We start from the raw sequence: 14,019 nt of genomic DNA on the forward strand, positions 1-14,019 counted from the left end.
ACATAAGTAGGAGGATGCTAATAATGATGGTTCAAGGAATCCCTTGTCCCATCTGCCTTGGCGAATGCCGAGAGGCTATTAGAATTAAAGGTAGGCAACCTTTCGCTGCGTAACAATCGCGGGCGGGAGGTTGCCTTTTTTCATTCCGGCGAGGCTGACTTGCAATCCTTGCAAATGTAACGCACAATATAGGAATGCAGGTTGGCTCCCATGAAAAGGTGCTGATCGTGATGAATGACACAGAGCAAAAAATAAAAGAAATGATTATTGAGCTGCATCGCATTCCGGGCATAGGCTGGCATAACATCGACAGAGCCGTTAACGCCGCAATGTGGACCACGGAAAGCTGGGACGCCGGGCAGCTTCAGGAAATCGGGTTCCGCAAGGAACGCGCCCAGAAAGCGGCCGCTTTGCTTGCAGGCAAGCGACAGAGTCCGGATTTGGCAAGCTCTGGCCAGATAGAACAGAGCGGGACCGCAATCATCACATATTATGACAAAAATTACCCTTCTATATTAAAAGAGATTGCACAGCCGCCTTGGGTGTTGTATGCTAAGGGACGGCTGGAGTTGCTGGAACGCCCCGCTGTGGCGCTGGTAGGCACAAGGGTGCCCACCGCTTACGGCAGGCATACGGCGGCTTTAATGGCGCGCGAGCTGGCTCAGGACGGCTTTGCCGTAGTTAGCGGCCTTGCCAAAGGGGTAGATGCCATTGCGCATCTGGCGGCTTTGGAGGAGAAGGGCGGTACGATCGCCGTTTTGCCTACGCCCATTGATACCTGCTACCCGTCAGAAAATCAGTCCTTGTTCCGGAAGATCGCCCAGAATGGGCTGCTTCTTTCCGAAACGCCGCTTGGCACGGTGCTTCATCGCGGACAATTTCATCAACGTAACCGCATTATCGCGGGATTGTCCAGAGCAACGATCGTTGTGGAGGGAGCAAGCCAGAGCGGTTCGTTAATAACCGCCAAATTTGCATTTCAGATGGATCGTGAATTGTTTGCCGTTCCCGGACCGATCTCATCGCCCAAAAGCGAAGGTCCAAACGCCCTTATACGGGATGGAATGGCGAAGCTGATTAGCTCGTCCAGACAAGTAGCCAGTGAGCTGGAGTGGCTTGGAGATACAGTTTCCAAGCAGCTGGCAGGACGGAGTGACGGGCCGTCTTACGCTTCTTCAGGAGAAAGCGAGGAGGAGCTTAAGCTGATCGCGCTTTTGCAGGATCAACAGCTTACGATCGACGAGCTCCATGAAACATCTGGCATTCCGTTTGGACATTTGAACGCACTTCTGCTAAATTTATGTATAAAACGGAAAATCGGGCTGCAAGCAGGCTCTATATACTGTGTATTGTAACTAGTCGCAAAGAGAGGAGGCACCTCGTATGGCAGATTCATTAGTTATCGTAGAATCACCGGCCAAAGCCAAAACCATCGGCAAATATCTGGGAAGCAAATACATTGTGAAAGCGTCAATGGGTCACATTCGGGATTTGCCTAAGAGCCAGATTGGCGTCGAGGTGGAGAATGGCTTTAATCCCAAATATATTACGATTCGCGGAAAAGGCAGCGTCCTGAAGGAACTGAAGGATGCCAGCAAAAAAGTTAAACATGTCTTTCTAGCGGCTGACCCCGATCGCGAGGGGGAAGCGATTGCTTGGCATCTGGCTCATTACCTGGAGCTGAATGAAAAAGAAACCTGCCGGGTCGTATTTAATGAAATAACAAAGCAAGCGGTCAAGGATGCGTTCAAAAACCCGCGTCCCATTAATATGGATCTGGTTAACGCCCAGCAGGCGCGCCGTATTCTGGATCGTCTGGTAGGATACAAGATTAGTCCGCTGCTTTGGAAAAAAGTGAAAAAAGGGTTGTCTGCCGGGCGCGTTCAGTCCGTTGCGGTCAAGCTGATTAATGACAGGGAAAATGAAATTGAGGATTTTGTGCCTGAGGAATATTGGTCCATAACGGCAAAGCTGCAGCACAAAGGGCTGACGTTTGATGCCAAATATTATTCCTTAAGGGGCGAAAAGCGCGAGCTTGCCAAGGAAGCCGACGTTCAGGAAGTGCTCGCGGCCATGAAGGGGCTTCCGTTTAACGTTTCCGAGGTCAAGGAGAAAGAGCGGCTTCGCAATCCGGCGCCTCCATTTATTACGAGCTCGCTGCAGCAGGAAGCTGCGCGCAAGCTCGGCTTCCGCGCGTCCAAAACGATGTCGGTAGCCCAACAGCTGTATGAAGGCGTAGAGCTTGGCAAGGAAGGCACGGTTGGTTTGATCACCTATATGAGAACAGACTCTACCCGTATATCGCCTGTGGCTCAGGAAGAAGCTCAAGCTTATATTTCCGAAAAATACGGAGCAGAATTTTGGCCGGAGCAGCCGCGAGTTTATGTAAAAAAGAACAGCAATGCCCAGGATGCGCACGAAGCCATCAGGCCAACCTCCATTCTGCGCGACCCGGAATCCATGAAGCCTTTCCTGTCCCGGGATCAATTGCGTTTGTATAAGCTTGTATGGGAGCGTTTCACCTCAAGCCAGATGTCATCCGCCGTTCTGGATACGATGACCGTCGACTTAAAAGCGGGAGAAACTGTATTCCGCGCTTCCGGCTCCAAGGTTAAATTCCCCGGCTTCATGAAGGTGTACGTTGAGGGTAACGACGATGGAACGGTTGAAGAACATAAGTTTTTGCCTGCATTAGCGCTGGGCGAGGAAATCAAGCCGGAGGCCATCGAGCCCAAGCAGCATTTCACCCAGCCGCCGCCGCGTTATTCTGAAGCCCGCCTGGTCCGCACGCTGGAAGAGCTGGGCATTGGACGCCCCAGCACGTATGCCCCGACGCTGGAAACGATCCAGAAGCGCGGCTATGTTGCGATGGAAGAGAAAAAGTTTATGCCGACAGAGCTTGGCGAATTGGTTATCCAGCTGATGGAAGAGTTTTTCCCGGAAATACTGGATGCGGAATTTACAGCCAACATGGAGGGCAATCTTGACCACGTTGAGGAAGGAACCGAGGACTGGGTAAAGGTGCTCGCCAATTTCTATGAATCCTTCGAGAAGCGGCTTGAGGTTGCAGAGGAAGAGATGAAGGAAATCGAAATTCAGGATGAGGTTTCCGATGAGCTGTGCGAGAAGTGCGGCCGCCATCTTGTTTATAAAATGGGCCGCTTCGGCAAGTTCCTGGCTTGCTCCGGCTTTCCGGATTGCCGTAATACAAAGCCGATTGTGAAAGATATCGGGGTGGCGTGCCCCAAGTGCAGCGAGGGTAAAATTATTGAGCGCCGCAGCAAAAAAGGCCGGATTTTTTATGGCTGCGATCAATATCCGGGCTGTGACTTTGTATCGTGGGATAAGCCGACAGGCAAGCCATGTCCCAAATGCGAAGCCATGTTAGTTGAAAAGCGCAATCGCAATGGCGTACGCCTTCAATGTGTATCCTGCGATTACAGCGAAGAAGTGCTGGATGAGGACCATGAGGAGCAGGCATAACCATCTATTATAAAAGACGGGCCCCGGCTTAATAAGCCGGGCTTGCCTGTCCCTGCGGCATTGCCGCCGCTTTTGACTTTATCCGTCAGAATCTTCAAAAAATTAGTTTAAGGTTTGTTGTAGACAAGCCAATCGGAAGGAATGAAGTTTTTTGTCTCAGAAGGTGACCGTTATCGGCGCCGGTCTCGCAGGAAGCGAAGCCGCTTGGCAAATTGCGAGTCTCGGTGTACCGGTAGTACTTTATGAAATGCGTCCTGCTAAGCAGACGCCTGCTCATCATACCCATCAATTTGCGGAGCTTGTGTGCAGCAACAGTCTGCGCGCCAACGGACTCAGCAATGCAGTAGGCGTCTTGAAGGAAGAAATGCGCCGTCTGAACTCCCTTATTCTTAGCTGCGCGGATCAACATGCCGTGCCAGCGGGCGGAGCGCTAGCCGTTGACCGCGAGGGCTTCTCAGGCGAAGTGACGAACCGTTTGCGCAATCATCCACTCATTGAAGTTCGTAATGAAGAAGTAACCGAAATTCCGGGGGAGGGGATTACGGTTATCGCTACAGGACCGCTAACGGCGCCTGCGCTGTCGAGCGGAATCCGCGAACTGCTTGGAGAAGAGTATTTTTACTTCTACGATGCGGCCGCCCCCATTATTGAAAAAGATTCCATCGACATGAATAAGGTATATCTTGCTTCCCGTTATGACAAAGGCGAAGCGGCTTATTTGAATTGTCCAATGGACGAAGAGGAGTTTAACGCTTTTTATGAAGCGTTGATCGCGGCGGAAACAGCAGAGCTGAAGGAGTTTGAAAAAGAAATTTATTTTGAAGGCTGCATGCCTATTGAAGTGATGATGCGGCGCGGCAAGCAAACGGCTCTGTTTGGACCGATGAAGCCGGTCGGCCTGGTTAACCCTCATACGGGCAAGCTGCCGCATGCCGTTATTCAGCTTCGCCAGGACAATGCTGCGGGTACGCTGTACAATATGGTTGGTTTTCAGACCCATCTGAAGTGGGGAGAGCAAAAACGGGTGTTTAGCATGATTCCGGGGCTGGAAAATGCCGAATTTGTCCGTTACGGAGTGATGCACCGCAACACGTTTATCAACTCGCCCAAGCTGCTGAAGCCAACCTATCAAATGCAGCAGCGCGAAGGCCTCTTTTTTGCCGGTCAAATGACGGGCGTTGAGGGGTATGTGGAATCCGCGGCATCGGGTCTCGTTGCGGGCATTAATGCTGCGCGCGTCGCTAAAGGCGAGGAGCCGCTGGTTCTTCCCGAGATGACGGCGCTTGGAAGTATGGCTCATTACATTACGACTGCCGATTTTAAGCATTTCCAGCCGATGAATGCCAACTTTGGCCTTTTCCCGCCGCTTGAAAAACGGATTAAGGGCAAAAAAGAGAAAAACGAAGCGATCGCTAATCGCGCTCTTGAGCAAATTGAAGCTTTTAAAAAGGAACATTTGCCGCATATCGCCGTACAGTAGACTATGAGAACTTGATACAAGGAGGCATCGTCATGGAAATGCAGTTTCATGCCACAACGATTTGTGCTGTTCGTCACAACGGCAAAGGAGCAATTGCCGGCGACGGCCAGGTTACCTTTGGCAACAGCATGGTCATGAAGCATCAGGCGAAAAAGGTTCGCAGGCTTTACCGGGGACAAGTGGTTGCCGGATTTGCGGGTTCGGTTGCGGACGCGATAACGCTTTTCGAAAAATTTGAAGCCAAGCTGGAGGAGCATCACGGCAACCTGCAGCGGGCCGCAGTGGAATTGGCCAAGGACTGGCGATCCGATCGGATTCTGCGCAAGCTGGAAGCGATGATGCTGGTAATGGATAAATCGGGTTTGCTGCTTATTTCCGGCAATGGCGAAATTATCGAGCCGGATGACGGCATTTTGGCGATTGGCTCCGGGGGCAGCTTTGCTCTTTCGGCCGCAAGGGCGCTGAAGCGTCACGCGACGGATATGGAAGCAAAGGACATGGCGCGGGCGTCGCTTGAAATAGCCTCAGAGATTTGCGTGTTCACCAATCATAATATTATTGTCGAAGAAATCGTATAGATGATAGCGGAGGCGATGAAACCATGGGAAATGATGCGTTGACACCGCGCCAGATCGTCGCGGAGCTGGATAAATACATTGTAGGCCAAAAGGATGCCAAACGTTCCGTTGCGGTAGCGTTGCGCAATCGCTATCGGAGAAGCAAGCTGGACGAATCCATTCGGGACGAAATTGTGCCCAAAAACATTTTGATGATCGGCCCGACGGGCGTGGGCAAAACGGAAATTGCCCGCAGGCTGGCGAAGCTGGTCAAGGCGCCGTTCGTAAAGCTGGAGGCAACCAAGTTTACCGAGGTTGGTTATGTCGGCCGCGATGTGGAGTCCATGATTCGCGATCTGGTGGAAACAGCAATCCGTATGGTCAAGTCTGAAAAAACGGAAGGCGTCAAGGATAAAGCGGAGAAGATGGCGAACGAACGAATCGTCACGCTGCTGGCTCCTTCGGCGGCAAAGCAAAAATCCGCCAAAAATCCGTTTGAAATGTTGTTTGGCGGCTCTAGCGAGGAAAAACCGGAGGAAGTCGACAAGGAAGGCGACCAGTCGCTGCAGGCGCGGCGCGCGCAAATCAGGGAACAGCTCGCGGAGGGCAAGCTCGAAAATGAAGTGATCGAAATCGAGGTGGAGGACACCTCTCCAAGCATGCTGGATATGCTGTCGGGCCAAGGTCCCGAAGGCATGGGCATGAATATGCAAGAAATGTTAGGCCAACTGATGCCGAAGAAGCCGAAAAAACGGAAACTTCCGGTCAAGGAAGCCCGCAAAGCGCTTACTCAGGAAGAAGCCAACAAACTGATCGATATGGACGACGTTATTACAGAATCCATTACGAGAGCGGAGCAAAGCGGCATCATCTTTATCGACGAAATTGATAAAATAGCCAGCCCGTCCAGAGGCTCCGGCCCGGATGTTTCGCGCGAGGGCGTTCAGCGCGATATTTTGCCCATCGTGGAGGGTTCAACGGTCATGACGAAATACGGTCCGGTCAAAACGGACTATATTCTGTTCATTGCTGCGGGCGCGTTCCATATCGCGAAACCATCCGATCTTATTCCGGAGCTTCAAGGCCGGTTCCCGATCCGGGTGGAGCTTACCAGCCTTAGCCTGGATGATTTCGTCAGCATATTGACCGAGCCAAAAAATGCGCTGACCAAGCAATATACCGCACTCTTGCAAACCGAGGGCATTGACGTTCAATTTTCGCCGGAAGCCATTCATGAACTGGCATCCATTGCCGCTGACGTCAATCGCAATATGGAAAACATAGGAGCCCGCAGATTGCATACGATTCTGGAGAAGCTGCTGGAGGATTTATCCTTCGAAGCGCCGGAGCTGTCGTTGGAAAACATGACGATTACGCCTGAATATGTACGCGAGAAGCTGGGGAACATCTCCAAGGATCGCGATTTAAGCCAATATATTTTGTAAGGGTCAAGTCTGGGAGGACAATAGGAAATGAGCTTATTGAACAAAACAAGAACGCTAAACCGGCTGCTGCAGCGCGCAGCCGGCAAGGCGGTTAACTTCCGTGAAATGGCGGAGGTGCTGTGCACGACGATTCAGAGTAATGTATTTGTCGTTAGCCGCAGGGGGAAAATTTTGGGTTGCGCGGCCATCGACGTATACGATCATGACTTTCTACGCTCGCTTGGAGTGGACGAGCTTAGATTCTCAGTACCGGCAAATGACCGTTTTTTGGATGCGGGCGAGCCGTTAACAAACGTAAAGCCTGATGCCGGCATAGGTGAAGCCTTCCCGCGTCTTGGCGATGGCGAAATTATGACGATTGTTCCTATTGTTGGCGGCGGCGACCGGCTGGGTACGCTGATTCTAACCCGCCCGACGGGCGAATTTGATGAGGATGATCTTGTGTTGGCGGAATACGGATCAACCATTGTTGGCATGGAAATCCTGCGCGAGCGTGCGGACGAGATTGAACAGGAGGTTCGGAGCCGCGCCGTGGTTGCCGTTGCTGTTGGTTCGCTGTCGTTCAGCGAGCTGGAGGCGGTGGAGCATATCTTTGAAGAGCTGGACGGCAAGGAAGGATTGCTTGTGGCATCCAAAATTGCGGATAGAGTGGGCATCACGCGTTCCGTTATCGTCAACGCTTTGCGCAAGCTGGAAAGCGCGGGCGTTATCGAAACCCGCTCCTTAGGCATGAAAGGGACCTATATCCGTATCTTGAACCAGCAGCTTCAGCAGGAGCTGCAAAAAATAAAAGCTTAACAAAAGTCATGGTTCTCCATGCCGCATGCGTAAAGCCTTTTTCATATTTTTTTGGTCGAAAAGCCCCATCTTGATTTAAAAAGATGGGGCTTTTTTCTTATTGTAATAAATTAGGAAATTAGTGAAGATAGTCGTGTTAGCGAAAATCGACAAAGTCATCTCATTTTTTTAATAAAAATCTGTCGAACGAGGAAGGAATGCGCAAAATTCTGTTGAATATCTTATGTCAAAGAGATTTTCATAGCGAAAGTGGTGAACAAACATGAATCTTCTAAACGGCTCATCATTTCAGCGGATGGAAGCGGCTGTCTATGCGGCAGAAATGAGGCAGCGCGTCATCAACAACAATGTAGCCAATGTCGAAACACCGCATTTCAAACGCTCAGAAGTCGTCTTTGAACAACTTTTGGAGCAGGCAATAGGTACTGGATTGACAAAATTGTCGGGTATTAGGACTGATCCCAGACATCTTCCAATTGGGTCCTCGGCTTCGAAATTGCCTGAAGCTCAGGTCGTTACCGACACCGGAACAACAATGGGCAATAATCAGAACAACGTCGATCTCGAAAGAGAAATGTCCCTGCTGGCTAAAAACCAGCTCAGCTACAACTTCTACATTCAGCAAATCAACCATGATCTGAAAATGATGCGTACTGCTATTGAAGGAAGGGGGTAGCCTGAATGAGAATATCTACGGGGTTTGATATCAGCGCTTCGGCCCTTACAGCGCAGCGTCTGAGAATGGATGTTATTTCATCAAATATTACCAACGCAGAATCGACAAGAGGAAGTTATGTCAACGGTCAGTTTCAACCTTACAAGCGCAAGATGGTCGTGCTTGAGCCGCTGCAACAGTCCTTTTCATCTCTGCTAAACACGCAGCTTGGCCGTAAGGAATCCCTACAGGGCGTAAGAGTAGCCCAAATTAAGGAGGATCAGACACCAAGCAAACTAGTGTACAACCCAACCCACCCCGACGCCGACGCCAACGGCTATGTAAATATGCCTAACGTTGATATCGCCAAGGAGATGGTCGATATGATTGCGGCATCTCGTGCATATGAAGCAAACATAACGGCTCTTAACGCAACAAAAAGCATGTTTGTCAAGGCGCTGGAAATCGGCAAGAGGTAGTAGTCGACAACGATAAGGAGGGAAGAGATGATACAATCGGTAACGCTGGGCCAGACTGCGCAGGTGAAGCTTAATGAACTGGGACAAGCTCAAAAAGCAACGCCCGCCGAAATGACGGAGTCTTTCGGACAAATGCTGCAGACGGCCATCAACAATGTGAACGCACAAGAAAAAAATGTACATAAGTTGAACGATCAATATTTAGTTGGCCAGGTGGATGTAACGAAAGTGCTGATTGCCGCCGAGCAAGCGCAGCTCAGTTTGCAGTTTACCTCACAGGTCCGCAACAAGGTAGTGGAAGCCTATCAGGAAATGATGCGGATGCAGCTTTAGGAAATGGATCAGCATAGTAATTGGGTGAGGTGACAACGTGAACGAGAAAATCGCCCAATATCGCGGCAGACTTTCGCAATTCTGGAGCCAGATGGGCAGAAAACAAAAAATATGGCTAGGCGCGTCACTGGCTGGATTGGTGGTTGCAATTACATTGCTGACCATTGTATTCACCCGAACTGAATACGAGCTTGCGTTTCAAAACCTTGATTCGACAGACGCGCAAGCAGTGATCACTTATTTGGATGGTCAATCCATCCCATACAAGTTGTCCGATAGCGGGACAAGCATCTACGTGCCGAGCAAAATGGTTACGAAAACGAAAATTGCCGTAGGCTCCCAAGGCATGGTACAGAATGGTTCGATTGGATTTGAAATTTTCAGCTCCAACACCTCTCAGCTGGGAACAACGGAAAACGAATTTAATGTTATCAAACAAAGCGCTTTTAACGGCGAGGTTCAAAAGCTGCTGAATGGTCTTCAAGGTGTTCAAAGCACCAAGGTGCTGGTCACAGCTCCGGAAGCCAGCGTGTTTCTGACACCGGCTGATACAGGAAAACCTACAGCTGCTATCGTTATGCAATTTACGCCTGGCTTTAGGCCGACCCAGCAGGCCATTGATGGCTACTATAATCTAGTAAAAGCTACAGTGACCAACTTGGAAATAGAGGATATTACCATCTCCAGCCCGCAAGGCGAGCTCACTCCGTCTATGACGGCCAATGCAGCCGCTGGCAGCGCTGATGTTGTGGAGATGCAATTCCAGATTCAGCGTAAATACGAGGCCGAGCTTAAAAAGAATATCCAGCAATTTCTTGGACCGCTTGTCGGTACGGAAAATCTGGTGGTCAGCATATCCAGCAGCATGAACTTCGATAAGAAGGTCAGCAATGAAAACCTGGTGCGGCCGCTTGAAAATAACAATAATAACGGCATTATTGTGAGCGAAGAAATCAACAGCTCCACCTCGACGGGCGAAAGCTCGCCTGCGGGCGGTGTTGCCGGGACTGGCGAAACCGATGTTCCGGGTTATGAAGCGTCATCGCAAGGCAGCAGTTCTTCGGAAACGAACTCGCAAATTCGGAATTACGAGGTCGACCGGATTACCAGCAGCATTGAATCGGGGCCTTTTGTCGTAAAGGATTTGTCCATCAGCATCGGGATAGATGAGACGGTGTTGCCGGATGAGGCCAGCCGGACGCCAATTATGAATTATTTGACCACGCTGGTGCGCGCTCAATTGGCTGATTCTGGTCAGGATATTAATAATGACGCTGTCATTACCAGAAAAGTTTCGCTGATTGCCAGAAATTTTGCAGAAAATCAAACAACTGCAAGCTCAAGCGCCATTTCGCTTCCTTGGGCAATCGGGCTTGGCGTTGCCGCTCTGGCTATCATTGGCGGTTTGGTCTACTTCCTGTCGAGAAGAAGAAAGCAGGAGGCCATCGAAGAAGTGGAGATCGCCGCACCAAACAAGGTGGAATATCCTACGCTTGATCTGGATAATGTGACCAATGACAATCAAGCTCGCAAAAATCTGGAAACACTCGCCAAACGCAAGCCTGACGAATTTGTCAACCTTCTTCGCACATGGCTTGTGGATGAATAGAGGTGTTGTAATTGTCCAAAAGCATGCAAGGACTAACAGGGCGCCAGAAAGCAGCCATTTTGTTAATTACATTGGGACCTGAAGTGTCTGCGCAAATTTTCAAGCATTTACGCGACGAAGAAATTGAGCAGCTCACGCTTGAAATTGCCAATGTGCGCAAGGTGGACAGTCTGGACCGCGAAACAATATTAAGCGAGTTTCATCAGATTTGTCTCGCGCAGGAGTATATATCGCAAGGCGGTATTACGTATGCAAAAGACATTTTGGAGAAAGCGCTTGGCGAAGCAAAAGCGATGGAAGTTATTAACCGGTTAACGGCCACGCTGCAGGTAAGGCCATTCGACTTTGCAAGAAAAGCCGAGCCCGCGCAAATTCTGAACTTTATTCAGAACGAAAATTCCCAAACGATTGCGCTCGTATTGTCTTACCTGCAATCGGATCAATCGTCGCAAATATTGTCGTCGCTTCCGCAAGAGAAGCAAGCCGATGTTGCTCGCAGAATCGCGTTGATGGACAGCACATCGCCGGAGGTTATCGCTCAGGTGGAGCGAGTGCTGGAGCAAAAGCTGTCGGCTACGGTAACGCAGGATTACACCAATGCTGGCGGCATTGATTCCATTGTTCAAATTTTGAACGGCGTAGATCGCGGCACGGAGAGGACGATTCTGGACTCGCTGGAAATTCAGGACCCGGAGTTGGCCGAAGAAATCAAAAAACGGATGTTTGTTTTCGAAGATATCGTCAATATCGACAACCGCTCGATTCAACGGATTATACGCGACATCGAAAACGCCGATCTTCAGCTTGCCCTCAAAGTGGCGAGCGAGGAAGTACGCGAAGCGATTTTCCGCAATATGTCCAAACGTATGGCAGAAACGTTCAAAGAAGAAATGGAATTTATGGGCCCGGTCAGGCTGCGTGACGTGGAAGAAGCGCAAACCCGCATCGTGGCTACAATCCGCCGTTTAGAAGAGTCGGGCGAAATTATTATCGCACGCGGCGGAGGAGATGATATCATTGTCTAATTTGATTAAATCTTCTAGCGTTATTTCGTTGGACCAGCTCAAAAAGCTGCAGAGCGCAAGTCATCATCGCGAGGTTTTGACCCGCTTATCGGATGAAAACAGTCAGGATATCGAGGTTGGGCCAGATGAAGAAACGGTTTCGCTTCGCGATCAGATTTTGGCAGACGCACAGGCATTCGCCAATGAGCGGCTGCAGGAAGCTTCGCTGGAATGCGAAAGGATGCTGGCCGAGGCAACGGCTCAAATAGATGTCTGGTGGCTGGAAAAACGCTCCGAGGATAATGCGGCATTTGAGCAAGCAAGAACATCCGGTTTCGAGCAAGGCTTTCAGGAAGGCGCCGCCGCTGCGGAAGAAAAACTGAAGCAGGAATGGCAGGAGAACCTGGATGCAGCATCGGATGCTCTGAAGGGCGCTTATGCGCTTCGAGAGCAGATTATTCAGGAAGCAGAGCCTTTTCTTGTAGAGCTTAGCTGCGCCATTGCGGAAAAAATCATTGGAAAGCAGCTGAGTCAAGCTCCCGAAATGGCGCTGGAGCTTATTGTCAAAGCCTTGTCCCGCCGAAGGGAGCAAGGCGTAATAACGCTTTGCGTTTCACCTCAGCAGCTTCCATTCGTACAGGCGGCAAGGGAAGAGCTGAATATGGCCATTGATTCTCAGGCCGAGCTGCAAATTTTGCCCGATTCCACCGTTAAAGACAATGGTTGTGTCATTCGTTCGGCATTTGGCAGCATTGACGCGCGTATCGATACCCAGCTCCAGGAGATTAAACGCGAGCTGATCCAATTGGCGCATCAGAGCAATGAGGAGAGAAGTCAAAATGGGGACTGGAATCAAGCTTGATTCGGCAAAGTATCTGGAGCACCTCAGGCCGATTGATCCCGTACGCGTGAATGGCAAGGTAACCCAGGTCATAGGACTTACTGTGGAATCGGAGGGGCCGGATGCCAGCATTGGCGACTTGTGTTATATCTATCCTTCCAAAAGCGCCAAACCGCTGAAGGCGGAGGTGGTAGGCTTCAGGGACAACAAGGTGATCCTGATGCCCCTTGGCGATCTGCATGCCATAAGTCCTGGCTGCGATGTTGTAGGCTCCGGCAAGCCGTTATCGGTTCAGGTAGGCTCGGAATTGCTGGGCAAGGTACTGGATGGATTGGGTAATCCGCTTGATGGCAGCTTGTTGCCCAGCCGAATGCAGCATTATTCAACCCATAATGCTCCCAGCAACCCGCTTGGCCGTCCAAGAGTGGTACATCCGCTGAGCATCGGGGTCCGCGCCATCGACGGTTTGCTGACAGTAGGGCAAGGGCAGCGGGTTGGCATCTTTGCCGGCTCCGGAGTCGGCAAAAGTACGCTGCTGGGCATGATCGCCCGCAATACTTCCGCCGACGTCAATGTTATAGCGCTGATCGGCGAGCGGGGCCGCGAGGTATTGGAATTTATCGAAAAGGACCTTGGCCCTGAAGGGCTTGCGCGTTCGGTTGTCATTGTTGCGACCTCCGACCAGCCGGCTCTGATTCGTATGAAAGGCGCATTAATTGCAACGACGATAGCCGAATATTTTCGGGATCGCGGTTTGAACGTCATGCTGATGATGGATTCCGTTACCCGTTACGCAATGGCGCTGCGCGAGGTCGGTCTTGCTATCGGCGAACCGCCGGCAACCAGAGGTTACACACCGTCCGTGTTTGCCGCTTTGCCAAAGCTGCTGGAGCGCGCGGGAACCGGTGCAACAGGGTCCATTACCGCGTTTTATACTGTTCTGGTTGACGGAGACGATATGAACGAGCCAATTGCGGATGCCGTGCGCGGTATTCTGGACGGACATATCGTATTGAGCCGCCACCTGGCGCATAAGGGACATTTTCCGGCTATTGATGTTTTGGCTTCGGTCAGCCGCGTTATGAAGGAAATTGTTTCAGAGGAGCAGCAGGATGCGGCAAACGCGCTAAAACGTCTGCTCTCTATATACAGGGATTCGGAAGATTTGATCAATATTGGGGCGTACCAGCAAGGCTCAAACAAAGAAATTGATTTGGCGCTTCAATATATAGAAGACATTCACGCTTTTACAAAGCAAAAAACGAATGAAAAAGTGACCTTAGGCGAAACGCAAGAGTCATTAATTAATCAATTTCTTAGGAGTTGAGTGCTGCG

At 50.6% G+C, this 14,019-nt stretch carries 13 protein-coding genes; all 13 read left to right on the forward strand.

Translation table 11 applies throughout. The features are described from left to right. Window positions 1–230: 230 nt before the first annotated feature. The 13 genes from dprA to fliI all read left to right on the forward strand — a co-directional run bounded on the left by dprA (window position 231) and on the right by fliI (window position 14,011). A complete protein-coding gene (gene dprA, locus A7K91_RS06905) occupies window positions 231–1,355 on the forward strand; it encodes a DNA-processing protein DprA (protein WP_068681029.1) in 1,125 nt (374 codons plus the stop codon). Between the two features lie 28 nt (window positions 1,356–1,383). Further along, the gene (gene topA / locus A7K91_RS06910) at window positions 1,384–3,483 is read left to right on the forward strand and encodes a type I DNA topoisomerase (RefSeq protein WP_068681031.1); all 2,100 of its coding nucleotides are present in this window, start codon (window positions 1,384–1,386) and stop codon (window positions 3,481–3,483) included. Window positions 3,484–3,634: 151 nt separating this feature from the next. Then, on the forward strand, window positions 3,635–4,963 hold the full coding sequence (trmFO, locus tag A7K91_RS06915; protein WP_068681033.1) for an FADH(2)-oxidizing methylenetetrahydrofolate--tRNA-(uracil(54)-C(5))-methyltransferase TrmFO: 1,329 nt from the start codon (window positions 3,635–3,637) through the stop codon (window positions 4,961–4,963). Window positions 4,964–4,995: 32 nt separating this feature from the next. Beyond that, window positions 4,996–5,541 carry an ATP-dependent protease subunit HslV gene (gene hslV / locus A7K91_RS06920; RefSeq protein WP_068681035.1) on the forward strand — a complete coding sequence of 182 codons (546 nt, stop codon included), beginning with the start codon at window positions 4,996–4,998 and terminating at the stop codon, window positions 5,539–5,541. A 23-nt stretch (window positions 5,542–5,564) separates the two neighbouring features. Next, a complete protein-coding gene (hslU, locus tag A7K91_RS06925) occupies window positions 5,565–6,965 on the forward strand; it encodes an ATP-dependent protease ATPase subunit HslU (protein ID WP_068681037.1) in 1,401 nt (466 codons plus the stop codon). A 27-nt stretch (window positions 6,966–6,992) separates the two neighbouring features. Continuing rightward, window positions 6,993–7,763 (forward strand): GTP-sensing pleiotropic transcriptional regulator CodY, encoded by a 771-nt coding sequence (gene codY / locus A7K91_RS06930; protein ID WP_068681039.1) that lies wholly within the window; start codon window positions 6,993–6,995, stop codon window positions 7,761–7,763. Window positions 7,764–8,025: 262 nt separating this feature from the next. Further along, window positions 8,026–8,439, forward strand: coding sequence for a flagellar basal body rod protein FlgB (flgB, locus tag A7K91_RS06935; protein ID WP_068681041.1), 414 nt, complete (start codon window positions 8,026–8,028; stop codon window positions 8,437–8,439). Window positions 8,440–8,444: 5 nt separating this feature from the next. Beyond that, entirely contained in the window at window positions 8,445–8,897 is a 453-nt protein-coding gene (gene flgC / locus A7K91_RS06940; RefSeq protein WP_068681043.1) for a flagellar basal body rod protein FlgC, read from the forward strand. A 27-nt stretch (window positions 8,898–8,924) separates the two neighbouring features. After that, window positions 8,925–9,230 carry a flagellar hook-basal body complex protein FliE gene (gene fliE, locus A7K91_RS06945; protein WP_068681046.1) on the forward strand — a complete coding sequence of 102 codons (306 nt, stop codon included), beginning with the start codon at window positions 8,925–8,927 and terminating at the stop codon, window positions 9,228–9,230. A 37-nt stretch (window positions 9,231–9,267) separates the two neighbouring features. Next, a complete protein-coding gene (fliF, locus tag A7K91_RS06950; RefSeq protein ID WP_068681048.1) occupies window positions 9,268–10,839 on the forward strand; it encodes a flagellar basal-body MS-ring/collar protein FliF in 1,572 nt (523 codons plus the stop codon). 23 nt (window positions 10,840–10,862) lie between these two features. Beyond that, entirely contained in the window at window positions 10,863–11,864 is a 1,002-nt protein-coding gene (gene fliG, locus A7K91_RS06955; protein WP_425415648.1) for a flagellar motor switch protein FliG, read from the forward strand. Next, window positions 11,857–12,705: a FliH/SctL family protein gene (locus tag A7K91_RS06960; protein ID WP_068681052.1), complete on the forward strand. Its 849-nt coding sequence runs from the start codon at window positions 11,857–11,859 to the stop codon at window positions 12,703–12,705. Before fliG ends, A7K91_RS06960 begins: the two co-directional genes overlap by 8 nt. Continuing rightward, window positions 12,683–14,011, forward strand: coding sequence for a flagellar protein export ATPase FliI (fliI, locus tag A7K91_RS06965; RefSeq protein WP_068681054.1), 1,329 nt, complete (start codon window positions 12,683–12,685; stop codon window positions 14,009–14,011). The genes A7K91_RS06960 and fliI overlap by 23 nt, the downstream gene beginning before the upstream one ends. The last annotated feature ends 8 nt before the right edge of the window (window positions 14,012–14,019 follow it).

The organism is Paenibacillus oryzae (assembly GCF_001675045.1).
Taxonomy (GTDB): domain Bacteria; phylum Bacillota; class Bacilli; order Paenibacillales; family Paenibacillaceae; genus Pristimantibacillus; species Pristimantibacillus oryzae.